25 protein-coding genes are annotated in these 24,532 nt (G+C 47.8%); 15 read left to right on the forward strand and 10 right to left on the reverse strand.

Annotation, left to right across the window (positions count from 1 at the left end):
* Positions 1-119: 119 nt before the first annotated feature.
* Positions 120-731: a CAP domain-containing protein gene (locus BMZ71_RS00560; protein ID WP_086988729.1), complete on the reverse strand. Its 612-nt coding sequence runs from the start codon at positions 729-731 to the stop codon at positions 120-122.
* Between the two features lie 204 nt (positions 732-935).
* On the opposite strand from BMZ71_RS00560, the gene BMZ71_RS00565 reads away from it, so the two are divergent.
* Positions 936-1,787 (forward strand): DUF4352 domain-containing protein, encoded by an 852-nt coding sequence (locus BMZ71_RS00565; RefSeq protein WP_086988728.1) that lies wholly within the window; start codon positions 936-938, stop codon positions 1,785-1,787.
* 126 nt (positions 1,788-1,913) lie between these two features.
* Here the strand turns inward: BMZ71_RS00565 and BMZ71_RS00570 are convergent, their stop codons facing one another.
* A complete protein-coding gene (locus tag BMZ71_RS00570; protein ID WP_068561016.1) occupies positions 1,914-2,348 on the reverse strand; it encodes a universal stress protein in 435 nt (144 codons plus the stop codon).
* Between the two features lie 181 nt (positions 2,349-2,529).
* On the opposite strand from BMZ71_RS00570, the gene BMZ71_RS00575 reads away from it, so the two are divergent.
* From BMZ71_RS00575 to proS, 5 genes are all read left to right on the forward strand, one after another.
* A complete protein-coding gene (locus BMZ71_RS00575) occupies positions 2,530-3,069 on the forward strand; it encodes an acyl-CoA thioesterase (RefSeq protein ID WP_086988727.1) in 540 nt (179 codons plus the stop codon).
* An 88-nt stretch (positions 3,070-3,157) separates the two neighbouring features.
* The gene (locus BMZ71_RS00580) at positions 3,158-4,789 is read left to right on the forward strand and encodes an NAD-dependent malic enzyme (protein WP_086988726.1); all 1,632 of its coding nucleotides are present in this window, start codon (positions 3,158-3,160) and stop codon (positions 4,787-4,789) included.
* Positions 4,790-4,840: 51 nt separating this feature from the next.
* Positions 4,841-6,202, forward strand: a complete 1,362-nt coding sequence (gene fumC, locus BMZ71_RS00585; protein WP_086988725.1) for a class II fumarate hydratase — start codon at positions 4,841-4,843, stop codon at positions 6,200-6,202.
* A gap of 95 nt (positions 6,203-6,297) precedes the next feature.
* Positions 6,298-6,852: a GNAT family N-acetyltransferase gene (locus BMZ71_RS00590; protein ID WP_086943672.1), complete on the forward strand. Its 555-nt coding sequence runs from the start codon at positions 6,298-6,300 to the stop codon at positions 6,850-6,852.
* A gap of 344 nt (positions 6,853-7,196) precedes the next feature.
* A complete protein-coding gene (proS, locus tag BMZ71_RS00595; protein ID WP_086988724.1) occupies positions 7,197-8,636 on the forward strand; it encodes a proline--tRNA ligase in 1,440 nt (479 codons plus the stop codon).
* Positions 8,637-9,053: 417 nt separating this feature from the next.
* Here the strand turns inward: proS and BMZ71_RS00600 are convergent, their stop codons facing one another.
* The 3 genes from BMZ71_RS00600 to BMZ71_RS00610 are packed head-to-tail and all read right to left on the reverse strand — an operon-like array spanning position 9,054 to position 10,942.
* Positions 9,054-9,350: a DUF896 domain-containing protein gene (locus BMZ71_RS00600; protein WP_086988723.1), complete on the reverse strand. Its 297-nt coding sequence runs from the start codon at positions 9,348-9,350 to the stop codon at positions 9,054-9,056.
* Positions 9,351-9,381: 31 nt separating this feature from the next.
* Positions 9,382-9,990, reverse strand: a complete 609-nt coding sequence (locus BMZ71_RS00605) for an alpha/beta hydrolase (protein ID WP_068561010.1) — start codon at positions 9,988-9,990, stop codon at positions 9,382-9,384.
* A 19-nt stretch (positions 9,991-10,009) separates the two neighbouring features.
* Positions 10,010-10,942, reverse strand: a complete 933-nt coding sequence (locus tag BMZ71_RS00610) for a ring-cleaving dioxygenase (protein WP_218142747.1) — start codon at positions 10,940-10,942, stop codon at positions 10,010-10,012.
* 201 nt (positions 10,943-11,143) lie between these two features.
* On the opposite strand from BMZ71_RS00610, the gene galT reads away from it, so the two are divergent.
* The gene (galT, locus tag BMZ71_RS00615; RefSeq protein WP_086988722.1) at positions 11,144-12,643 is read left to right on the forward strand and encodes a UDP-glucose--hexose-1-phosphate uridylyltransferase; all 1,500 of its coding nucleotides are present in this window, start codon (positions 11,144-11,146) and stop codon (positions 12,641-12,643) included.
* 37 nt (positions 12,644-12,680) lie between these two features.
* Positions 12,681-13,667, forward strand: coding sequence for a LacI family DNA-binding transcriptional regulator (locus BMZ71_RS00620; protein ID WP_086988721.1), 987 nt, complete (start codon positions 12,681-12,683; stop codon positions 13,665-13,667).
* A gap of 102 nt (positions 13,668-13,769) precedes the next feature.
* Here BMZ71_RS00620 and BMZ71_RS00625 read toward each other — a convergent pair whose 3' ends face one another.
* Complete coding sequence (locus tag BMZ71_RS00625) at positions 13,770-14,003, reverse strand: CsbD family protein (RefSeq protein ID WP_086988720.1); 234 nt, start codon at positions 14,001-14,003, stop codon at positions 13,770-13,772.
* Positions 14,004-14,213: 210 nt separating this feature from the next.
* Here BMZ71_RS00625 and tsaB point away from each other — a divergent pair, with 210 nt between their 5' ends.
* From tsaB to tsaD, 4 genes are read left to right on the forward strand one after another with little or no spacing between them, the layout of a single operon-like run.
* Positions 14,214-14,948 carry a tRNA (adenosine(37)-N6)-threonylcarbamoyltransferase complex dimerization subunit type 1 TsaB gene (gene tsaB, locus BMZ71_RS00630; protein WP_086988719.1) on the forward strand — a complete coding sequence of 245 codons (735 nt, stop codon included), beginning with the start codon at positions 14,214-14,216 and terminating at the stop codon, positions 14,946-14,948.
* Positions 14,923-15,540, forward strand: a complete 618-nt coding sequence (gene rimI, locus BMZ71_RS00635) for a ribosomal protein S18-alanine N-acetyltransferase (RefSeq protein WP_143071379.1) — start codon at positions 14,923-14,925, stop codon at positions 15,538-15,540. The genes tsaB and rimI (BMZ71_RS00635) overlap by 26 nt, the downstream gene beginning before the upstream one ends.
* Positions 15,524-16,024 carry a ribosomal protein S18-alanine N-acetyltransferase gene (rimI, locus tag BMZ71_RS00640; protein ID WP_177187443.1) on the forward strand — a complete coding sequence of 167 codons (501 nt, stop codon included), beginning with the start codon at positions 15,524-15,526 and terminating at the stop codon, positions 16,022-16,024. The genes rimI (BMZ71_RS00635) and rimI (BMZ71_RS00640) overlap by 17 nt, the downstream gene beginning before the upstream one ends.
* Positions 16,024-17,046, forward strand: coding sequence for a tRNA (adenosine(37)-N6)-threonylcarbamoyltransferase complex transferase subunit TsaD (tsaD, locus tag BMZ71_RS00645; RefSeq protein WP_086988716.1), 1,023 nt, complete (start codon positions 16,024-16,026; stop codon positions 17,044-17,046). Before rimI (BMZ71_RS00640) ends, tsaD begins: the two co-directional genes overlap by 1 nt.
* A gap of 331 nt (positions 17,047-17,377) precedes the next feature.
* Here the strand turns inward: tsaD and BMZ71_RS00650 are convergent, their stop codons facing one another.
* Together BMZ71_RS00650 and BMZ71_RS00655 are read right to left on the reverse strand one after the other, a co-directional pair.
* Positions 17,378-18,034: an HAD family hydrolase gene (locus BMZ71_RS00650; protein ID WP_086988715.1), complete on the reverse strand. Its 657-nt coding sequence runs from the start codon at positions 18,032-18,034 to the stop codon at positions 17,378-17,380.
* Between the two features lie 100 nt (positions 18,035-18,134).
* Entirely contained in the window at positions 18,135-20,090 is a 1,956-nt protein-coding gene (locus BMZ71_RS00655; RefSeq protein WP_086988714.1) for an ABC-F family ATP-binding cassette domain-containing protein, read from the reverse strand.
* A gap of 349 nt (positions 20,091-20,439) precedes the next feature.
* Between BMZ71_RS00655 and BMZ71_RS00660 the strand changes: the two genes are divergently transcribed.
* Positions 20,440-21,072, forward strand: a complete 633-nt coding sequence (locus BMZ71_RS00660; protein WP_068560999.1) for a redox-sensing transcriptional repressor Rex — start codon at positions 20,440-20,442, stop codon at positions 21,070-21,072.
* Positions 21,073-21,479: 407 nt separating this feature from the next.
* Here the strand turns inward: BMZ71_RS00660 and BMZ71_RS00665 are convergent, their stop codons facing one another.
* Together BMZ71_RS00665 and BMZ71_RS00670 are read right to left on the reverse strand one after the other, a co-directional pair.
* Complete coding sequence (locus BMZ71_RS00665) at positions 21,480-21,686, reverse strand: DUF4305 domain-containing protein (protein ID WP_086988713.1); 207 nt, start codon at positions 21,684-21,686, stop codon at positions 21,480-21,482.
* 41 nt (positions 21,687-21,727) lie between these two features.
* Entirely contained in the window at positions 21,728-22,405 is a 678-nt protein-coding gene (locus tag BMZ71_RS00670) for a CPBP family intramembrane glutamic endopeptidase (protein WP_068560997.1), read from the reverse strand.
* A gap of 193 nt (positions 22,406-22,598) precedes the next feature.
* On the opposite strand from BMZ71_RS00670, the gene groES reads away from it, so the two are divergent.
* A complete protein-coding gene (gene groES, locus BMZ71_RS00675) occupies positions 22,599-22,883 on the forward strand; it encodes a co-chaperone GroES (protein ID WP_068560996.1) in 285 nt (94 codons plus the stop codon).
* A gap of 28 nt (positions 22,884-22,911) precedes the next feature.
* On the forward strand, positions 22,912-24,513 hold the full coding sequence (gene groL, locus BMZ71_RS00680; RefSeq protein ID WP_086988711.1) for a chaperonin GroEL: 1,602 nt from the start codon (positions 22,912-22,914) through the stop codon (positions 24,511-24,513).
* Positions 24,514-24,532 lie beyond the last annotated feature (19 nt).

Below are 24,532 nucleotides of genomic sequence, written 5' to 3' on the forward strand. Positions count from 1 at the left end.
TTAGAGCCCCAGTACAAGGTGACCGTAGGGAACGTTGCGTGGACAGATTTCCTAAATTTCTTTCAGGGCTGAACGAACCCGTTCAGCTTTTCTTACGTTTTTTTGGGGATCACTCCCAGTTATTGATTTTGTTTCCCAAACAGCTGCACAGCATACAGAAATTCTCCGTCATAATGGACACCGATGCCTACCTCACGGAAATCGGGATGAATCATATTGGCGTAATGGCCTTCGCTTTCCATCCAACCTTTGAACAAAAATTCGGCCATACTTGCTTCGTCCTTGAAATAGGTCGCCATTGCCAGATTTTCTCCGACCGTTTGATAAGGGTACCAGTAATCATCGGTCTGGATGACCGTGTAAAAATCGGTTCCATCCGGACGGGTGTGCGAAAACGATGTCTGGGTTTCAATGGCCCGGTGATCAGCCGCCGCTTTAAGCGTTTCGTTCTTTGTAAGGAGAAGCAAGCCTTGCTCCAGACGAAGCTCATTCAGTAAAACCATGACTTTATCTTCCACGAGGGTATAGTCGATTTCTTCAGGTCGGGTGAAAGGCGCTATGAGCAGGTCAATGCCTTCAGGGCTTGTCAGCACTTGAATTTTCTCAGCCACATCCGTTTGTACTGCTTGCTCGAGAAACAGGAATTTTTCGTTCAAAATATTACGGTTTATTCCGTATCCTACCAACAATGCTGCTATGCCAGTGAAAAGCAGGCCTCTAATGATTCGCATCCGCACCGTTCCTTTCAGATTTTCGGATAGTTTATTACTGGAAAAATATCCGGCAAATTCAAGTATGTTTCCATTATAGTCAATTCTCCGCACAATGTCCTGAAGAAAGTCTGGGATTCGTTTTTTGATTGATAATTTGCTAAAATGGGGGTAAGAATCGAAAGATGGAGATCTGTTGTGCGGATTGCGGGAGGGGGAATTCCTATGAATAAAAGGTTTGGATTGCTGCTTGTTGTCTGTGTCGGTGTTTTTGCTGCCTGTCAAAATGAATCTGAAACCGAAGATTCTTTGGTGAGCGAACAATCTTCGGTTTCTGCCGAAGCTGAGAAAAGTGTAACTAAAACGATCCTTTTTTCAAGTGGTGTTGAGGATGGAATCACCAGAGGCGATAAATATAACTATTTTGCGTTAGAAGGCAATGCTGAAGGTTATGATCAAGTGACCACCATCATCGAAGGGACGGCTGTCGACTATCGCGAGACGAACAACGTATGGGAATTCGATTATCCTTATCAAGGACCCAGTATTGAAACAGAAATCACCTTCACGACGGATACATCCGTCATATATGGCGATACTGGGATTAAACTGGCAGACCTTGCGCCTGAAAGTTATGTCACCATAACTTTCATACCTAATGAGAACCCAACGATAACTCCGCCTGCTTTTACGGTCAATGAGGGTGAAGCGCAAAACTTTTTGAGCGACGATTCCGGGATAAATGAGTTGGTGACGGTAACGGAAATCCGGGAAATAGATGCGCTGGAGGAACTCAACCCGCTTGGAGAAAAACTATTGGAAGTAGAAGTACAATACGTCAACAATGGCAGTGTCGATACCTACATCGCTCCCAACTATTTTTCGGCGCTTGATGCCGAGGGGAAAATTCTCCCTTTGCGCTACACCCATTTCTGGTTGCATACTGTCGCACCCGGGGAGTCCTTTACAGATAAGATTTATTTTGACATCACCAGTGAAGGGCCTTACGCGATCCAATTTTTTGATGGCGCTTGGATCGACAGCGAGGAAGTTGGCGAGACAGTCAATGATATCTAGCTGACTGAAGGATACCAAAAACTACGGTAAAACGTCCTATACAAGGAAACAGCCTTGTGCAGCTTAAGCTGTACAGGGCTGTTCTTACGTTTTCTGAGGTACGGCTGCAAAAATAGTGCGCTACTTTTAGGTACGGACAACCAAAACATCACACGGTGCATGACGGACCACGTAGTTAGAGACCGATCCAACAAAAGCCCTGGTGATCGCACCTTTGCCGGTCGCTCCGATGACGATAAGATCGATGTTGTATTCTTTCGGAAATGCTTCAGCGATGAGCGTCATTGGATTGCCGTTGGTTACAGACTTCTTGACTTCAATCCCTTCATTTAGGGCGAATGTCATCATTTCATCGAGGAATTCATATTCCATGTCCTTGTATGCTTCCGTCAATCTGGATTCATATTCAGGGCTAAGAGGAACATTTCTTGTGTCCTTAACGTAGATAAGGTGCAACGCGGCGTTATTACGTTTGGCAATGGCAACAGCTTTTTTGAACGAATCTTCTGACTGACCTGAACCGTCAACGGGAACCAAAATATTTTTGTATTCTGCTAACATTTCTACCCGCTCCTTTTTTGAATTTGTTCAGAAAACGCTTCCTATACTCATTTTACAACAACCCTGTTTGAAAAGGAAGCCGGGAAGCGGTGACAAAAATTAGAATTATTTGGCAGAACTGTTAATCAGAAATGAAGCATGCTAAAATGAATTTACGAAAAAGAAAGGGTTGAAGGCGGATATGACGGAAACGAACCATGAACAGGAGATCAGATATTGCAGGCAGACGAAGGTGATTCAGACACATCACGTCTTTCCGTTCGATTCAAATTACCACGGTACTTTGTTCGGAGGCAAACTGATGAACATGATCGATGATTGTGCGGCAATTTCCGGAGAGCGTTTCGGTCGTACGACCAATGTGACCGCATCGGTGGACACATTGAACTTCATCAAGCCACTTCCTACTGGCCACTCGGTCTGCATCGATACGTTTGTTTCGGGAGCTGGGAAGACATCAATGGAAATCTTCACAAAAGTTACCGGAGAAAATCTTCGGACGGGTGAACGGTATTTGGCAGCGACCTGCTTTTTGACCTTTGTGGCGCTTCCTGATGGGAATGGGCAAAAGGTTTCTCTTCCGAAAATCGTACCGGAAACGGTCGAGGAAAAATTCATCAACAGCGGATATGAAGAAAGACGGAAAAAGCGAAGAGGCGATCTGGACTACCAAAAACAGCTACATGAACATCTCACGATAGAAATACCTTGGGCGGATTAGTACTTGTAGACAAAATAAGCGCGGCAAGCCTTGATTTGAAAAGCATGGAAAGAAATACATACAAATGATGGAGCAGGAGTGTGTCAACGTGTCGAAAACTAACGGAAAAGATTTATTGGGTCAGCCATTTTTGAATAAAGGGACCGCATTCACTTTGGAAGAACGAGCAACATTAGGGCTGGAAGGTTTATTGCCGACCGCAGTGCGTACCTTGGAAGAACAAGGGGAGATTGTCTATGCGCAACTGGGCCAACTGACTGATGCTTATTCCAAACAGAAGCATCTGATGAATATCTACGCCCAGAACCGCGTGCTTTTTTACCATGTCATCGGGAAACACGTGACCGAGTTGTTGCCGGTCATCTATACACCGACCATCGCCGACACAGTCATGAATTATTCGCGGGATTACCAAATTCCCCAGGATGCGGTCTACTTGGATGTGAATCGTCCGGAAGCGATCCGCACCGCTTTGCTGAACGGCTGCAAAGGTATGGATGAAGAAATCAAAATGATGGTCATCACAGATGGCGAAGGGGTGCTGGGCATCGGCGATTGGGGCATCCAAGGCATCGCGATTTCAATCGGAAAACTGGCTGTATACACCGTCGCTTCGGGATTGAATCCGCAACAGGTCTTGCCGATCGTGATTGATGCGGGCACAAACAACGAGCAGCTGCTGGAGGATCCGTTCTATCTCGGCAATAAGCACAAACGTGTGACAGGAGAGGCGTATTACCCATTCATCGAAAAGTTCGTTGAAGAGGCATCAGCGCTGTTCCCGGATGTGTTGTTCCACTGGGAAGACTTCGGCCGCGACAATGCCGCCAATATACTGGAGCAGTACCGCGATAAAATCTGTACGTTCAATGATGACATCCAGGGGACCGGCGTGATGATGGCGGCTGCGATGGATTCAGTGGTCCGGATCACCGATAAGCCGATCACGGAACACAAAATCCTTGTTTTCGGAGGCGGGACTGCCGGTGTCGGTGTATCCGACCAAATCCTCATGGAGATGGTGCTGCAAGGTGCCGACAGCCAGGAAGCCCGCAAACAGTTTTACATGGTCGACCGCTATGGGCTGGTCACTGATGACATGGCGGATCTTACGCCGGGTCAGCAAAAATATGCGCGCGCTGCGGCTGAGTTCTCCGCACCATTGAACGATTTGGCTGAAATCATCGAAGCGGTCAAACCGACCGTGCTGATCGGAACTTCAGGCCAAGCAGGTGCCTTTACGCAAGCGGTCGTCGAAAAAATGGCAGCATACAATGAACGTCCGGCCATCATGCCGATCTCGAATCCGACCAGATTATGCGAAGCAAAGGCTTCGGATGTCATTGCTTGGTCCGAGGGGAGAGCGTTGGTCGTTACCGGCAGCCCATCCGATCCGATCGCATACAATGGCGTGGACTATAAAATCGGCCAGGCGAACAATGCCTTATTGTACCCAGGTTTAGGCTTCGGGATCGTCATCGCAAAAGCCAAGACAGTGACGGACAGAATGCTGTCCGCTGCCGCGCACGGCATCACTTCCCTACAGAACTTGGATGAAGCGGGAGCAGCGATTTTGCCGCCGGTTTCCCAGTTGCGCGAAGCCTCGAAATTGGTTGCGGCAGCCGTCATCCAAGCAGCTATCGAAGATGGAGTAAATGGTGTTGAAATAACGGATCCGATGGAAGCAGTCGAAGCTGCCATCTGGAAAGCGGAGTATTAGGACAAAAAGCACGTCCAAAAACGGAAGAGCCAACAGGAAGGAACGGGATGAATGGAATATAGGATTGAACATGACTCATTAGGCGAAGTAAAAGTTGCAGCGGATAAATTATGGGGTGCACAGACGCAACGCAGTCTGGAAAATTTCAAGATCGGAATCGAAAAAATTCCGATGGAAGTCATCTATGCATTGGTCGAAATCAAGCGTGCTGCCGCGGCATCAAACCATGAAGTCGGCTTGTTGGATGAGACCGTTACAAAAGGCATCCTTTTGGCGGCTGATGAAGTGCTTGAAGGCAAATGGGACGATCAATTTCCGTTATCCGTATGGCAGACCGGAAGCGGCACGCAATCCAATATGAATGTGAACGAAGTGCTGGCGAACCGAGGCAACCAGCTAGTTGACGGCGGCATCCACCCAAACGACCACGTGAACAAAGGACAGAGCTCCAATGATACATTCCCGGCTGCTATGCACATCGCCGGCGTGCTATACATAAAAAATAAACTGTACCCGGCGATTGAGCAGTTGATCGGCACGCTGACTCGTTTGGAGCAGGAAAATGCAGCGATCGTCAAATTGGGGCGTACCCATCTGCAGGATGCGACGCCATTGACATTAGGCCAGGAAATCAGCGCATGGCGCGTCATGCTTGAAGAAACCATGTCCATGATCGAGGACTCCTTGAAATACATGCGCCAAGTAGCCTTAGGCGGCACAGCGGTCGGAACGGGGTTGAACGCGGATCCGATCTTCATCCAAAAAACGATCGAAAAGGTTGCGGAGCGTACGGGCGAGGCATTCGTTGGAGCAGAGAACAAATTCCATGCGCTGACCAGCAAGGATGCTTTTGTGCATACGCATGGGGCGGTTAAAGCGTTGGCGGCCAATTTCTACAAGATCGCAAATGATGTCCGTTGGCTGGCGAGCGGCCCGAGAAGCGGCATCGGCGAAATCAGCATCCCGATGAATGAGCCGGGAAGTTCGATCATGCCCGGAAAAGTCAATCCTACCCAATCCGAAGCGGTAACGATGGCCTGCATCCAAGTGATGGGCAACGACAGCGCCATCGGCTTTGCGGCTTCGCAAGGTTCGTTCCAGCTGAATACTTATATGCCGCTCATCGTGAACAGCTTCATGCAGTCTGTCCGCCTGCTTGCGGATGCACTGATCAGTTTTGATGAAAACTGCGCGAGCGGAATCAAGGCGGAACAGGATAAAATCAACCATAACTTGACCAATTCCTTGATGCTGGTGACTGCTTTGAACCCGTACATCGGTTATGAGAAAGCAGCCAAGATCGCCCAGAAGGCTTTTGTGGACGGCACTTCCTTGAAAGAGGCGGCTGTCGCGATGGGGCATGTCACTGCTGAAGAGTTCGATCAGTACGTGGATCCGATGAAGATGGTTTAATTTTTTCGGCGAAGTGCGGATCGGCAGGCAAGTCCAGTCGATCCGCTTTTGTTGTCTATTGTTTTGAAACAGGTCAAACACAGGAGGCCCTAAATATGGATATAACCTTAGAATTGATGAAGCACAGCACCCTGGAAGGTGATCGGATTTTTTTGCGGCCAGTCGGGTTGGCGGATGCTCCGGATATGTTCGAGTATGCTTCCGATGAGGAAACGACCCGATTTGTCTTCGAAACGCATCGTGATCGGGCGATGACGGAAGAGGCCATCGCGAATTACTTTCTGGCTGCGCCGGCAGGAAAGTATGCAATTGTAGTGCAGGACACAAAAAAGATGATCGGAACGATCGATATCCGTCCGAATGCGACTGACCGTATCGCAGAAATCGGCTACACCTTAAACAAGGCTTACCGCGGGAACGGCTATATGACGGAAGCAGGCAAGCTCATCACAGCGCTGGCTTTTGAAGTTTTGAAACTGGAAAAAGTCTTTGCGATGCATGACATGCTTAACCCGGCTTCCGGAGAAGTGATGAAGCGGATCGGAATGCATCCGGAAGGCGTATTACGCAGACATAAAGTCTTCAAAGGGCGTAGCTGCGATATGGCTTATTACGGAATTTTGAAGGATGAGTATTTTCAGCAAGCATGAGAAGACTGAACCGTAAAAAAGCATTGCTATTTCGGAGTTTTTTTCATACAATAGGTAGTGATTGAGCGTAAGGAACAGTAGATGGATGATGGGCAAAGAGAGTCTTTCCTAGGCTGGAAGAGGGACCCCCACTGATCCGTTGAACCTACCTGACAGTTTGCCATAGAAATATGGCCGGTTTTCTGCCGTTACCAGATGTTGAGTTGGGCTTTCGCAAATAATGAAGGCCAATGAAGGTGGTACCGCGGAAATACATCAGGAAAGTATATTTCGTCCTTGTTAAGGATGGATTATGCTTATTTTTTTGCAATCAAATAAAAATTTTAAAAATCAGGAGGAAAAACATGAGTACTTTACAAAAAGAAGATTTTTCGGCATGGTATATCCAAACCATCAAACAAGCTGATCTGATGGATTATTCACCTGTACGCGGCTGCATGATCTTCAAACCGGACGGCTATGAAATTTGGGAACATATCCAGGAAGAATTCAACGCACGTTTCAAAGAGGAAGGCATCCGTAACGCTTACTTCCCGATGCTGATCCCGGAATCATTCTTCACAAAAGAAAAAGACCATATCGAAGGCTTCAGCCCGGAATTGCCATGGGTAACGGAAGCTGCCGGCGAAAAATTGGAAGAACGCTTGGCCTTGCGTCCGACATCGGAAACGATGATCGGTACGGCTTTCGGTGACTGGATCAATTCTTACCGCGATCTGCCGATGGAAATCAACCAATGGGCGAACGTGTTCCGTTGGGAAAAGAAAACCTTGCCGTTCTTGCGCACTTCCGAGTTCCTTTGGCAAGAAGGACATACTGCCCATGCCGATGAAGAAGATGCGCGCCGTCGCACCATGCGCATGCTGCAAGTCTACAAAGAAGTCATCGAAGGCTTGTTGGCAGTGCCTGTCTACGAAGGGCAAAAAACGCCTTCAGAACGTTTCGCAGGTGCGGTGGATACCTACTCCGTAGAAGCGATGATGAAAGACGGAAAAGCGGTTCAGGCCGGGACTTCCCACTATATGGGCACGAAATTCGCGGAAGCATTCGACATCAAATACTTGAACCGCGATAACGAGCACGTTTATGCGCATACTACTTCTTGGGGCGTCTCCACACGTTTGATCGGTGCGCTGATCATGGTTCATGGCGATGACCAAGGATTGGTTTTGCCTCCTAAGGTCGCAGCAAAGCAAGTTGTCTTGATGCCGGTTGGCCCATGGAAGAAGAAACCTGAAATCGTGGAACGTCTGGAAGTATTGCAAAAGGATTTGAAGGCTGCCGGTATCCGCGTTCTCTTGGACGACAGCGATAACTCACCTGGCTTCAAATTCAACGAGTGGGAACTGAAGGGCGTGCCGATGCGCATTGAATTCGGGCCACGCGATATGGAAAACAACCAAGTCATGGTGAAAATGCGTGACCTTTCCGACAAAGTGGCGGTATCCTTGGATGAGATCATGGACTTCGTGCCGAAAGCATTGGATGACATGCAAGTCCGTCTCTTGGAAACAGCCCGCGAAAACCGCAAAGCCAATGAATACACGAACATCGATACATTGGATGAACTGAAAGCCCATATCGAATCCAAGCGAGCAGCTGGCGAAGTGCCTGGTTTCGTATTGGCAGGATGGGACGGCGAGCTTGAAACGGAAGCGAAAATCAAGGAAGAAACTGGCTTCACGACCCGCAACATGCCTTTCAACCCACCAGTCGAAAAAACAACCTGTATCGTATCAGGCAAGCCAGCCAAACACACAGTCTGGTTAGCAAGAGCATATTAAGAGAATGAAGGATGCACTGTGGTCGCAAGCGCCCAAGTGTATCATGGCTCTAAGCGATTGAAATCGCAAGAGCCATGACAAATCCCTGGTTGAAATCGAGCACTAAGAGGATATTACGAGAACGGCCGTTTTTTGGCCGTGACGTAATATCAGCTTAGGCGGAGATTTCTGGGATTCAGAACGCGTTTACAATAGGATACGATGAATTGCGTTTAGAACGGAATCACTGGAGCACCCAAGGATAAAATCTGTGTTTTTCAGATTTAATACTTGGGTGTGAAGTGGATGTCCGTTCTGCAATTCAGAGTTCAACTTAGAGCGTGATGATTCGCGTTTACAAAAGGATACGATGAATCCCGCACCAAAAAACAGGACCCACTCCATCAATTCGGAGTGAGTCCTGTTTTTTAGTAGGCATTACTTTTTATCTGCATCCTCTGGGTGCAGGTGCACGACGTTCTTCCCGCCCAAAATGTTTTTCACATCAGTCCGGCGTTTATCTTTTTGGGCTTCCACCAATTTCTTAGGTGTAATGTCATTTCCTTTGGGATCGACAACTTTTGAATTCAAAAGAATGTCGTCAAAAGAACTGCGGAAAGAGCGGAGATACTGTTGACGTAATTCCTTTTGCTCAATTTTTTCGGTTTCGGTCAGGCCATCCGCCGTTTTGGCTTTGCGGGCCAATTCATTGATTCTGTTCAATAGTTTTTCCATATATGTTTCTCCTCTCATGTGGAAGGAGATATCAGAAGTGTTTGTTGTACCAAGCTTTCGCTGCAACAACCTCTTCATTCGTCAGTGAGTGTCCAGCGTTTCCCCAATAAATGGCTACCTCACTGCCGGCTCCTTCTAGTGTCGCCTTCAATTCCATGCTTTCTTCCGGTGCGCAAAGCGGATCGTTTGTGCCTGCACCGATAAAGACAGGAAGGGAATGCAGATCAGGCAATTGACGATTGCGGAAAGGAACCATCGGATGATGAAGGATGGCTCCTTTGACCGCATCTTTGAAAGAGTATATCATACTCCCGGCGATATTTGCACCATTTGAGTATCCGATCGCTACGATGTTATTCCGGTCAAACCCATATTCTGCAGATGCATCATCCAAGAACGCAATCAATTCCTTTGTGCGGTATTCCAGGTCATTTTCGTCGAATACACCTTCTGCCAAACGACGGAAATAACGGTTCATTCCGGATTCGGTCACGTTTCCGCGCACGCCCAGCAAGGAAGCTTCCGGATCGATCGCCTCTCCTAAGAAAAACAGGTCGTGTTCGGTTCCGCCTGTGCCATGCAATAACAGCAGCAAAGGCCTTTCCGGATTCCCTTGTTTGAAAATATGTTGATGATTCATCTAAATCAATCCTCTCTGTTTATACGTTGCGGACTTCGAACGGGATGAGCCCTGCCGTCAAGGCCTCACGTCTGCTTTCGTACTGCGGCGGCAGCATCAATTTCTGGCCCATTGTTTCGCGGGGCTCATCAATAGCGACTCCCGGCGAGTCCGAAGCAATCTCGAATAGGATGCCGCCTTTTTCCCTGAAGTAAAGGGCTTTGAAATAATTGCGGTCCCGGACAGGAGTGGCATGTTGTCCTAGGGCGGTGACATGCTTCAGCCAATCGAGATGATCCGCTTCATCTTTTGCCCGCCATGCGATATGATGGACGGTTCCGACGCCCATGACACCAGCACCGACGGAGGTCATTTTAATGTCGACGGTATTGCCGAGAGCAGCTTCGGAACGGAAACGGATCAGATCATCTTCCTGCCCGATGCGTTCCAAGCCCATCACTTTTTCGACGACAGCTGCAGTTTCTTCGGGTGCCCCCGTCAATAGGACAGCTCCCGCAAAGCCTTTGATGGCATGTTCTGAGGGTACGCCATTGAAGGAATACGGATTGTTGTTTCCGTCTTCACGTTCCACCAATTCCAGATGTAGACCATTCGGATCATCAAAGTCCAGATACGTTTCCCCGAAACGGGTCGATTTATCGAACGGAATATTGTAATCGGCCAGGCGTTTTTCCCAGAATGACAGGGATCCGGCCGGAACTGCATATACGGTGATGCCGACCTGCCCATCGCCGATGCTGCCTTGGCGGGATTTGGCCCATGGGAAGAATGTGATGACGGTACCGGGTTCGCCGTCCGCGTTGCCGAAGTAAAGATGATAGGTTTCTGGATCGTCGAAGTTGACTGTCTGTTTGATCATGCGCATCCCGAGCACGCCTGCATAGAAATCGACGTTTTCCTGGGGATGACCCACGATGGCTGTAATATGATGGATTCCTGCTGTTTTCTTCATTATAAAAGACACTCCTTTATATTTTTTTGGGTTTATCAAATTCATTATCTCGAATTCGAAATAATAATAACACGAGGAAATCACGCTGTCAAATAGTAAGCGTGCAGTAGTGGGTAAATAAAAAGTTAAGATAGCAGTAAAATTTACCACGGGGCATATGCTATAATTAAACCTACAACAACAGAGGAATGAGGGGTAAATTTGCAGGATAGCAGCATCGACCAAGTCATACGGGATTTTGTCAGTAAAGGCATTGCGGCCCATCGCATCCATAGCCTGGATGAGCGGTACGCCATCAATCACTTATTGGGTTTATTAGGGATAGACGCTTATGATGTTCAAAAAATACCTTCCATTCCTTTGCCCAATTTGCTGGACTCACTGGATCGGATGGTCGGCTATGCGGTTGAAAAACATCTGATTACCGATGTTCCCGAAGAAATTGAAATCATGGAAGCGCAAATAATGGAACTGATCACACCTTTGCCTTCCGAGGTAAATAAGCGTTTTTGGATGCATTATGAAGAAGCACCGATGCGGGCAACCGATGAGTTCTATCGTTTGAGTCAAGATAATGACTACATTAAAACTAGGAAAATCGCAAGAAACAAACATTTTTCGTTCGATTCCAAGTACGGAAAACTAGAAATCACGATAAACCTATCCAAACCCGAAAAAACGCGCCAACAGATGGAGGCTGCGCGTGCGACGGAAGGCGGCAACTATCCTGTTTGCGCGCTTTGTATGGAAAACGAAGGATACAGAGGGAGAGCCGGTGCGGCAGCGAGAAGCAATCACCGGATTGTTCGCCTTCCTTTGTTCGGGGAGAACTGGGGATTTCAGTATTCGCCTTATTCTTACTACAACGAGCATTGCATCATCCTTTCCGAAGAGCACGTGCCCATGCATGTCACGGAAGAGACGATTGCGAACCTGTTGGAGATCGTGACGCTCTTCCCACATTACTTCATCGGTTCCAATGCGGGATTACCGATAGTCGGAGGTTCCATCCTCAGTCATGAACATTATCAAGGCGGGCGTCACCATTTTCCCATGGAAGCTGCCAAAGTTCTCCGGACCTTGGCTCTGGAAGGTTTTCCGGAAGTCGAAGCCGAAGTACTTTTTTGGCCGCTTTCGGTCATTCGTCTCCGTTCAGAGGATAGGGATGTGGTCGCTGCCGCTGCGTGCACCATTATGGAAGAATGGCAAAACTACAGCGATCCGCAAGCCGAAATCTTAGCGGAATCGGCTGGCATGCGCCATAATGCGGTAACGCTCGTTGCGCGCCGTGTCGGAGAAGCTTACGAGTTGGATGTGGTGTTGCGGAATAACCGGACAAGCGAAGCGTTCCCTGATGGCATCTTCCATCCGCATCCGGATGTCCAGCACATCAAAAAAGAAAACATCGGCTTGATCGAAGTGCTCGGCCTGGCAATTTTGCCGCCGCGATTGGATACAGAGCTCAACGAAGTTGCCGACTATCTGCTGGGGAAAACCGCTGATGTCGCCTCCTGCCATCGGGAGTGGGCCGAAGAACTAAAGCAGCAAGGGCCTTTCGAAGCAGATTCCGTCATGGAAATGATCCAGGAGGCAGTCGGTGAAAAATTCCTGCGCGTAATCGAAGATGCAGGCGTGTACAAGCAAACACCGGAAGGGCAAGCAGGCTTCTATCGCTTTTTGAGCACACTTGAAAATAAATAATGAAAATACACAGAAGAACGACGGAGGTGGAGTAAGTATGGCGACCATGAAGGACATCGCCGAAAGGGCAGGAGTCTCGACTGCGACGGTTTCGCGCGTGCTGAACCACGATGAGACGCTTTCTGTCGGCAAGGAAACGAAAGATCGGATTTTCGCAGCCGCAAAAGAGCTGAATTATACTAAAACGAAAAAAAAGAAAAGCAGGGAAAAGATCCTGCTGCTGCAGTGGTACACCCAAGAGGAAGAATTGGATGACCTCTATTATCAAGGCATCCGTTTAGGGGCCGAAGAACGTGCCGAAGCCGAAGGGTACGATGTCGTACGGGTTTTCCATGATGTGACCTTCGATATCGAAAAGGGCGTCATCGGCATCGTGGCAATCGGTAAATTCGGAGAGCGACAGGTGCAGAGGCTGATGGATTTCGGCAAGCCCCTGTGCTTCATTGACTCGGACCAATTCAAATGGAAACAGGATTGCGTCATTGTTGATTTTGCATCAGCGATGGAACAGGTCATTGCCGAAATGGACAGAGGCGAACACACCAAAATCGGATTTTTGGAAGGCAAAGAGCTGACGAACGACAAAGAAATGCTGGTCCGCGATCTGCGCTCGGAGCTGTTTCTTGCCGAACTGCGCAAGCGCGGCTGGTACCGGGACAAGTATCACCGCATCGGGAGTTTCAGCACTTCCTCGGGATACGAAATGATGAATCAGTTAATCAACGAAAACCGGCAACAGCTTCCGACTTTCTTGTTTGCCGAAAACGATGCAATTGCGATAGGTGCCTTGCGTGCTTTGCAGGAAGCGGATATTGCGGTACCAAATCAAATTTCAGTAGTCGGATTCAACGATAGCAAGGTCGCCAAATACGTCTATCCGACTTTGTCGACCATCCGTGTCGATACGCGCGAGATGGGCAACACAGGTGTATCCTTGTTGCTTGACCGCATCGCCTATCCGCGGAAAATAGCCAAAAAAATCAGCTTGTCCACTGAATGGATCAAGCGCGCATCGACAAAGTGATTCCACCAAGTCAATGCTGAACCGCTCTGAAAAAAGAAGAAGCCGCGCCAACAATCCGTTACAGGTTGTTGGCGCGGCTTCTTTTCACATCAAAAATGAGTCTTATTTTTTCCACTCATCGATTTTATCATTTGCTTTATCGGCTAAATCATCGACTTTGTCGCTGATGTCTTCTTTGATTTCGCCCGCTTTTTCGACTGCTTCACCGCGTGCTTGTTGGAGTTTTCCTTCGAGTTCTTTTTCTGGGTCGTCCACTAGGTCGCCGTATTCCTCTTTGATTTTGCCGACTACTTTGTCCTTCATGCCTTTTAATTTATCGCCCATACCTGAATCCATGATGTTTCCTCCTTTTGATTTCACACTGATTGGCTTCGCTTACTATAACCTATTTTAAAGCATTTATTATCAGAATCAAGCAATAGCCCTTGAGACCAACTGGGCATCCAGCGTCCTTCAGGAAGTATTTAGAAGGATGCATACTTTTTATCGCCTTGATTAAATGCTATACTAGATGAGCAGAATAATCAGGGAAAGGAGGCTATTCAGATGAAAATATTAGCCATTGAATCCTCAAACCAGACCATGAGCGCGGCTGTATGCGAAAATGGACGCTTGCTCGCAGAAGTCACCACCAACGGAAATCTTCAGCACAGTACCCAATTGATGCCAGCAGTGGATCATGTCATGAAACTTGCCGGATGGAAACCTGCCGATTTGGAATGCATCGCAGTCGCTAAGGGGCCGGGCTCCTACACAGGAGTCAGGATCGGAGCGACCATCGCGAAAACTTTGGCATGGACGTTAGCGATTCCTTTAGTGCCGATCTCCAGCCTGAAGGTTATCGCCGGCAATTGCGAAGGGGCTGCGCACAAGCTTGTTCCTATGATTGATGCGCGCAGGGGGAACTGTTACACAGCTGTTTATCAATTCGAGGACAATTTGTTGGTGGAACGGATTGCCGACACACATATAGCCAGCGAAGAGTGGTTCCAGCGCTTGTTGGCGGAAGAAGGCACTTATCTGTTCGTGGGAGAGGATGTCAGCAAATACCGCGAACGCATCGGTGAATTATTCAAGGAACGCGCGCTATTTGCTGGAGAATCACAGGCTTTACCGCGCGCGAGCGTGCTGGCCACACTTTCGGAATCCGCGACCGCGGAGGATCCGCACACCTTTGTGCCGTCCTACTTAAAAAAACCGGAAGCTGAAGAAAAATGGGAACAACAGCATCTTAGTAATCGGAGGGAAGACTACGTTGAGAGAGTGGATTCATCGATTTAAATCCATGTATAAGGAAATCCGATTTGATGTTCTGGCCAAAATCCATTCAAAGCGCGTTCTCTCCAATGAGAAAACCTATCTGCTGCGTAACCAGCTTCCTGTCAGATTAATGGTCGGCGAAAAACAGCACATTCCCGATATTCTTTATATCGAGCGGATGAGCTACGATGGCGCAACACCCTGGGGAAGGACCGCATTGGAGAATGATATATTGCAGAATCCCAAATCGCTGTATTACGTTCTGTATGAAGGGTATTCGCCCATCGCTTTTTTGGGTGCCAGATTGGACGGAAAAGATATCCATATCACGAATTTGGCGGTAGTGCCCGAATTTCAGCAGATAGGTGCGGCTACTTTGTTGTTGCGGGTACTGAGAAGCTTTGCAGACGAAAAAGGCGCCACCAGCATCAGTCTGGAAGTGAGGATGTCAAACCATCGGGCGAAGGCTTTGTACGCGGAAATGGGTTTTCTGCCTGAGCGTGTCAAGCAGCATTATTACCACGGTGATGGCGAAGACGCTTTAGAGATGGTATGGCCGTTAGCGGGAAAACAATCGGAAGTAAAGGAAGATGTTCATGCAACGCACGTTTGAAATCTGCGACCTGAAGGCGGACGCAGGCAAGTTGGAGCAACATGCACAGGGTTTGTACGAACTTACATTGCTGGCCAATGAGGGGCATTCCAGTTGGAAAGCTTCTTCGTTCCTGTCTGAACTGAAGGATAATCATTCCCTTTACACAGGCTGCATGGAAGAAAACAAGCTGGTGGGCTATATTTGTTGCATGGCGGTTGTGGATGAGGCATCGGTCAATAATTTTGCGGTAGCACCTAATCAGCAAGGAAGAGGCATCGGAACAAAATTGTTGCAGGAGATGATCGTCTTGCTGCAAACGCAGGGGATGGAACGGCTTTGGCTTGAAGTCCGTGTCTCCAACGAAGCTGCCTACAACCTGTACAAAAAAATAGGTTTCACAGAAATATACCGAAGAAAAGAGTATTATCAGAATCCGATCGAGGATGCCTACATCATGGAATTGGCGCTGACATCGGAAAATAAAGAGGAGGCGGAAGGCTGATGACGCAAACAGATGTGACCATACTCGCGATTGAGAGCAGTTGCGATGAAACGAGTGTAGCTGTGGTGAAAAACGGAAATGCAGTCCTTTCGAATGTTGTCGCTTCCCAGATCAAAAGCCATATGCGTTTTGGCGGGGTCGTCCCGGAAGTGGCGAGCCGTCATCATGTAGAGCAGATCACTCAAATCGTGGAAGCGGCATTAAATGAAGCGCAGGTAACTTTCGATGCCATCGATGCAGTTGCTGTGACGCATGGCCCGGGTTTGGTAGGTTCGTTGTTGATCGGTGTCAGTGCGGCGAAAGCTCTTGCTTTTGCCCATCAGAAACCGCTCATTCCGGTCAATCATATGGCCGGCCATATCTATGCGAACCAGTTGGTGACTCCGATGCGCTACCCATTGCTATCGTTGGTTGTCAGCGGAGGGCACTCGGAATTGGTGTATATGGAAAAGGACGGCTCTTTCGATATCATCGGCGAAACGCGGGATGATGCCGCGGGGGAAGCTTACGACAAGATCGGACGCATTTTGGGCTTGCCTTATCCTGGTGGAAAGAAAATGGATGAAATGGCTCATGAAGGTAAGGAAACGATGCATTTTCCGCGCGCTATGATCAAAGAAGACAATTACGATTTCAGCTTCAGCGGATTGAAAAGTTCCGTCATCAATACTGTCCACAATGCACGCCAAAAAGGGGATGACATCAATCCCTATGATTTGGCCGCCAGTTTCCAGGCAAGTGTCGTGGAGGTTCTGGTGCATAAGACGTTGCGCGCGGCCAAGGAAAAGAACATTAAGCAGCTGCTGTTGGCCGGCGGAGTCGCCGCCAACAGAGGCTTGCGTGAAGCTTTGTCGGCAAAAATGGCACTGGAGCTTCCGGAAGTCGAGGTAGTCATTCCGCCGTTGTCGCTCTGCGGGGATAATGCGGCGATGATCGGAGCTGCGGCTTACACCGAATACCAACAAAAACATTTTGCCGGATACGATCTGAATGCACATCCGGGCTTGGTTTTAGGCGAATAATAAAAGAGAACGCTGGCCGACTATGTCGACTAACGTTCTCTTTTTTTGACATACAGGAATTTATAAAATTTTTCAGAGTGAAAAATGCATCACCGTAGGTGTTTCACAAGTTTGGAAAATGTTTCATGCATCTAAAATGATGTCCAGCTTCACGGGTTAGCCCTTCGGAAAAAAGAATAAGGAACCTCTTGTCTCTGCGAGCCAAGACATACTGTTCGACTAATCTGCTGACGCAGAAAGTCTCTCAGCAATTGCGCTCTTCGATGCTCAGGCAGACAGATTTCCTAAATTTCTTTCAGGGCTGAACGAACCCGTTCAGCTTTTCTTATTCTTAATCGACCAGCGCTCGGCAGTAATCGGCATCGAGATCCGAAAAATCGGTGACGATGACGGAAGCCAACGACAGATCCTGCGGAGGGAACTCGAGATTACGGAAACCGATGCATTTGCAGCCGGCCGCATGTGCAGAGGCAACTCCGTTTTTGGAGTCCTCAATGACAACGCAGTTCTCCGGTTTGGCATTCAAGTTTTCTGCAGCATCCAGGAAAATATCGGGCGCGGGCTTGGAATGCGCAACGCTTTCCCCCGAAACAAAATAGCTGAAATATTTTTCGATGTCCAATGCTTTTACAGCCTTATGGATATCCGTCAAAGGAGAAGAGGAGGCGATTGCCAAAGGAACACCGGCTTCATGCAGACGTGCAATGAAGGGAATCACACCCGGTATCGGCTGCAGGCCGTCTTCATCCATCAGGCGATTGCGGATGACGTTCGCCCGTTCCACCAATTCTCCTACCGGGGCATCCAGATTGAATTCATTTTTCATTGTTTCCCACATGTATTCGTGCGTGGTCCCTTGGTAGCGGAAATGATACTCCAACTCGGTGTCCACTCCGAATTCCTTCAATAGCATACTTTCTGATCGCAAAAAGAATGGTTCCGTATCGATGATGACACCATCCATATCAAATAAAACGGCTTCCAACATATTCGTACCTCCATATTCCTATTATGCGTACTTGTTCGAGTGCAACTTAACAAAAGTTCCGGCATTCCTCAACTAAGACAGGAAACGCTTATCGGCTTCACTATTCATTCAGTTCCTCGAGAGCGGTTGTCTGATTTTCCCAATCCTGCATCAGCTCGTCCTGCCGTGCCTGTAGGGCGAGCAACTGCTGGTTGAACTGTTGGACTTTTTCATGGTCACCGTAGACTTCCGGTTCGGTCAATTGCAGCTCGATCGCAGCGATGGCCTCCTCGACGGTCGCCAATTCATCCTCCAAAGCCTCCACCTGCCGAGCCAGTTTTCTTTCCAATTTCAGTTTTTCCTTGGAAGAAACGTAATCCCCTTTTGCTCTCGAAAGAGGCTCAACGGCAGCGTTTGTTTCCGTGGCGTTTTCGGCCTGCTGCAAAGCTGCCAACGCCGCTTCTTGCTGTTTCTTTTCAATATAGTAATCGTAGTCCCCGAGGTATAATTTACTGCCCTCAGCGGAAAGTTCGACAATGTTTGTCGCAATCCGGTTGATGAAATAGCGGTCGTGGGATACGAAAAGCAGGGTGCCGTCATAATCGATCAAGGCATTTTCAAGCACTTCTTTGCTGTCGATGTCCAAATGGTTTGTGGGTTCATCGAGGACAAGGAAATTCTTTTGGTCCAGTGCCAGCTTGCAGAGCGAAAGCCTTGCCTTCTCGCCGCCGCTCAATGCCGGAATCGTTTTTTCGACATCGGCGCCGGAGAACAGGAAGCTCCCCAGGATACTGCGCACATCTTTTTCGTTCAGCGTGGGATGAAGATCCCAGATTTCGGCGAGAACGCTCTTGTTTTTGGAAAGGTTGCCTAATTCTTGGTCATAATAACCGAGATCGACATTGGCGCCGAGCTGGACTCTGCCTTTCAAAAGCGGAATCTCGGAAATGATCGACTTCAGCAAAGTGGACTTGCCGATCCCGTTCGGCCCGACGATCGCGATCGCCTGCTGTTTACGGATGTCAAGATTGATCGGATCAGCCAGGATTTTATCGGCATATCCGACAGCCCCATTTTCCAGCGTCAAGACGACATTTCCGCTTTCTTTTGCGATATCGAAAGAGAAGCGAGCGGAACGCTCATCGCCTTTCGGTCTGTCCATCCGCTCCATTTTTTCCAGACGTTTGCGGCGGCTTTGCGCCATTTTGGTCGTGGAAGCGCGCGCCAGATTGCGGGCGACATAATCCTCCAATTTGGATATTTCATCCTGTTGCTTCTCGTAAGCCTTCAATTCCTGCTCCAGGCGGGCGGCTTTCTCGGTCAGATAATAGGAGTAGTTGCCTTTGTAGTGCTGGATCTTGTGGCGGCTGATTTCATACACCTCCGTGGCGACTTTGTCCAGGAAGTATCGGTCATGGGAAACGATCAAAAGCGAGCCGTTGTAACCGATCAGATAATTTTCCAGCCAAGCCAGCGTATCGATGTCCAGATGGTTGGTGGGCTCATCCAAAATGAGCAGGTCGTTCTTTTCAAGCAGGATTTTGGCCAAGGCAAGCCTGGTTTTCTGGCCGCCTGACAATTGGGAAATCGGACGATCGTAATCTCCTTCGTAGAACTGGAATCCGTGAAGCACCGAACGGATCTCGGACTCATAGCCGTACGCGTTCTTTTCGTGCAAAGTATGCTGGAGATGGTCATAGCGTTCCAGAGCTTTTTGGTAGGCTTCTTCATCCTCGAGCAAGTCCGGATCCCCTAAAGCGACGGCGGCTTGTTCAGCTTCCTTACTTAATTGGATGAGCGGGGCAAAAATGGTCAACATTTCCTGCCAAATCGTGTTGGATGAATCGACCGCGCTATGCTGATCCAGGTAGCCGATCGTTACGTCCTTGCTCTTTGAAACAGAGCCGGCATCCGTTGCTTCGATGCCTGCCAAAATCTTCAGCAAGGTCGATTTGCCGGCTCCGTTTCGGCCGACGAGTGCAATACGCGAATGGTCTTGAACAGTAATTTGAATATTGTCGAATAAGACGCTCGCCCCAAAAAGGCGCGCCAAATTTTGTCCTTGCAGTAAAATCATATGTAGTGTCCTCTTTCTAAGCAAATGCTGGCATTTATCCCTTCCATTTTATCACAGCATGCATTGATTCGATAGGGACAAGCAAAGTTATTGCTATATTCACGTATTTGCACATGTGAAAAAATGTTGGCGACTCCGCTTACATTTGTTACAGTATTTCACATGTTGCTCAAAAAAGGCTTCACAATCAAGTCCGATTTCGAACAAATTAGTAGATTTTTCACAATCAGGTGATATAATAGGCAGTATGAAATGAAAGCTTAAGTATGTGAACATACTTTTTAAAGTTTGTCGGAATCGCACAAACACTATGAGTTACGAAATGAAAGAGGAAAGAAGAGGAAAAAAAATGTCGACGAATGATATTCCAAAAGCTACGGCAAGGAGGTTGCCGATTTACCACCGCTATTTGCGCTTTTTGCATAACGCTGGTAAAAAACGTGTTTCATCCACTGAGCTCAGTGAAGCAGTAAAAGTGGATAGTGCTACTATCCGTAGGGATTTTTCATATTTTGGCGCACTGGGTAAAAGAGGATACGGCTATGATGTCGAGTATTTGTTGGATTTCTTCAGCAAAACCTTGAATCAGGACCGTTTGACGAACGTTGCTTTGATCGGTGTGGGTAATTTGGGTCATGCCTTGTTGAACTACAACTTCCACGTAAGCAACAATGTGCGCATCAGTGCAGCATTTGATGTCAATGAAGGCATTGTTGGTAAAATCCTCAGTGGTGTACCGGTGTACCCCATGACGGATATGGTGGAGCAGTTGCGTATCCAACAGATTGATGTAGCCATTCTGACCGTTCCCCAAGAAGTTGCGCAGGATGCAACGAACCGTTTGACCGAAGCGGGCGTTCGCGGCATCATGAACTTTACCCCGATCCGTCTTTCCGTTCCGGAAAATGTCCGCGTTCAGAATGTGGATTTGACGAATGAATTGCAGACGTTGATTTATTTCTTGGACAATGATATCGGCTGAGCAAAGTCGGCAGTTGATGATAAGAAAACGCAAAAAGAAGGATGAGGCCGCCTCATCCTTCTTTTTTTCATTAGCAAGTAGGTATACATTTTGAACAAAGAAATGCATCACCAAGGGTGATTTAAAGGTCAGCAAATTATTTGGTGTTTCCAAAGTGATGTCTAGCGGTCCAAGCCTGCCTCTCGGAAAGAGAGGCAGGAACCCCTTGTCTCTTCGAGCCAAGGATACTGTTCGACTAACCTGCTGACGCAGGAAGTCTCTCAGCAATTGCGCTCTACGATGCTCATTTGCATGGGACTCTTAAGGATTCATCCCTTAGAGCCCTAGTACAAGGTGACCGTAGGAAACGTTGCGAGGCCAGATTTCCTAAATTTCTTTCGAGGCAGAGCGGGCTTGTACCGCTTTTCCTAGTTTTTGTCGATGCTGTTTTTGATTTTCAGGTAGGCGTTGAACATGCGAACGCCTTTTACGACATCACTCGTTGCGAACAGCACGCTGATGATGGCCATGAATCCCCACCCTGCAGTATTCACTGCGTCGACTGCCAGTGAAATGAAGAGGATTGCGAAAACAAAACGGATGATTACTTGAATTAATAGATTTTTTAAAGTCATGTTATTCCTTTCTTTTTCCTAAATAGCGGACTTCACGTGCCTTACGAAATGAGTTGGGAGAGAATCGGCAAAGCGGATACAGCATTCATCAACGCATGCGCAATCATCGGAGTGGCTATGTTTCTTGTTCTGTAATAAAGGAAAGAAAACCATAGTCCCAGAGAGCCATAAACCAAATAGTGCCCATCATTATGCGCAATCGCAAAAAGCAAAGCACTGATAGTGGCTGCGCCGACGATCCCGATTGCATCAACCAGATGTGTGACAATCGCTTTACGGAATACAAATTCCTCCATCACAGGTGCAAAGATGATAATGTTAAAAATAAAGAATGGATAGCGGTTTGTCAAGTCCAGCAATACTTCCGTATTTTCGGAAATTACGGGCATCTTGAACAAAAGATACTCCACGTTCATCGCGACGATCTGAATCAGGATAGCTCCCAAGAAGCCAAAGATTCCGATCGCGAGCGTTTTTCCGATTGGGGCGGCTGGTTGCTCTGTAAGGCTGTTTTGTGGTGTCCATTTTTTTCTGCTATTCCATGCTACCATAAGGACAGTCCCTAGGAAAGCGAAGAATAGCGAGAGATTCATGGCGGCTGCGATGCGATCTGCCTCCGGAATGAAAAAAAGTATAACGACCGGCAGAAGCTGAGAAGCGAGATAGATGAGAATGATCTGTATGGCTAACGTTGACCTGGAACGTATTTTTTTATTCATATATATAGTACCTTTCTGAGAGAACTGACGTCTTACGCTTGATAAACAGTATAGCATAATAGCGTAAAAAAATAGAATCAGAAAAAATCGGCTTCCCTCTTGCAAATTAATTGGAGATTGATTAATATAGAAATGTAACTTAGCACTCTGAGTTGATGAGTGCTAAAATGAACTTATTTTTGGAGGGATCATCTTGTTAAAACCATTAGGAAACCGTGTTATTGTAGAAGTTGCCAAAGAAGAGGAAAAATCTGTAGGCGGCATCGTTTTACCGTCGTCCGCTAAAGAAAAATCCCAAACCGGTACCGTTATTGCTGTAGGAGCAGGCCGCGTGACGGATAACGGCGTAACCATCGAAATGACCGTAAAGGCGGGGGATACTGTCCTTTTCGAAAAGTATGCAGGCACAGAAGTCAAATATGCAGGCACAGAATACTTAGTGATCAAAGAAAGCGACATCGTAGCAATCCTGGACTAAAAATAAAATTCATGAGGTGAATCGATAAATGGCAAAAGACATTAAATTTTCAGAAGACGCAAGAGCAGCAATGCTTCGTGGTGTGGATATCTTAGCAGATACCGTAAAAGTGACATTAGGACCTAAAGGCCGCAACGTTGTTTTAGAAAAAGCGTACGGTTCTCCATTGATCACGAATGACGGCGTGACAATCGCCAAAGAAATCGAATTGGAAGACCGTTTCGAAAATATGGGAGCGAAATTGGTTTCCGAAGTTGCTTCCAAAACAAACGACATTGCTGGTGACGGTACAACGACTGCCACTGTTTTGACACAAGCGATCGTTCGTGAAGGTTTGAAGAACGTTACAGCAGGCGCAAATCCGGTAGGTATCCGCCGCGGTATCGAATTGGCTACTCAAGCAGCCGTAAAAGGCTTGGCAGAAATTTCCCAAACCGTAAATTCGAAAGAGTCGATCGCACAGGTAGCTGCTGTATCGTCCGGATCGAAAGAAATCGGCGAATTGATTGCGGAAGCGATGGAGAAAGTCGGCAACGACGGAGTCATCACGATCGAAGAGTCAAAAGGGATCGAAACCGAGTTGGATGTTGTTGAAGGGATGCAATTCGACCGCGGTTACCTATCGCAATACATGGTCACCAACAACGACAAAATGGAAGCAGAATTGGAAGCACCTTATATCCTGATCACGGATCGTAAATTGTCCAATATCCAAGATATCTTGCCTTTATTGGAACAAATCCTGCAACAAGGTCGCCCATTGTTGATCGTTGCTGATGATGTTGACGGCGAAGCGTTGCCTACATTAGTATTGAACAAATTGCGCGGAACATTCAATGTAGCGGCAGTCAAAGCACCTGGTTTCGGTGACCGCCGTAAAGAAATGCTGCAGGACATCGCAATCCTGACAGGTGGTACCGTTATTGCTGAGGATTTAGGCTTGGAATTGAAGGATACTACCGTAGAACATTTGGGTCGTGCAGGTAAAGTTGTCGTAACCAAAGATTCCACAACCATCGTTGAAGGAGCCGGCGAAAAAGAAGCCATCGAACAGCGTGTTGCGGTCATCCGTGCGCAATCAGCCGAGACAACTTCAGAGTTTGACCGTGAGAAATTACAGGAACGTCTTGCGAAATTATCCGGTGGCGTCGGCGTCATCAAAGTCGGAGCTGCTACCGAAACTGAATTGAAAGAACGCAAACTGCGTATCGAAGATGCTTTGAATGCAACCCGCGCCGCTGTTGAAGAAGGTATCGTATCCGGTGGTGGTACAGCTTTGATCAACGTTCAAAAACGCGTTGAAGCGTTGGAACTGACCGGCGACGAAGCAACAGGTGCGCGCATCGTAGCGCGTTCATTGGAAGAGCCAGTGAGACAAATCGCTGAAAATGCTGGTAAAGAAGGCTCTGTTGTAGCCGATAAGATCAAAGGACTTGAAGTTGGTATGGGTTATAACGCCGCAACCGATGAGTGGGTGAACATGATAGAAGCAGGAATCGTGGATCCTACAAAAGTGACACGTTCCGCTTTACAAAACGCAGCCAGCGTAGCTGCCCTGATCCTATCGACAGAAGCGATCGTAGCCGACCGTCCAGCCCCAGCCATGGACCCAAGCATGGGCATGATGTAAAAAAACAGTGTGTGATGAA

Origin of the sequence: Trichococcus flocculiformis (genome assembly GCF_900113645.1) — a bacterium.
In the GTDB taxonomy this organism is placed as follows: domain Bacteria; phylum Bacillota; class Bacilli; order Lactobacillales; family Aerococcaceae; genus Trichococcus; species Trichococcus flocculiformis.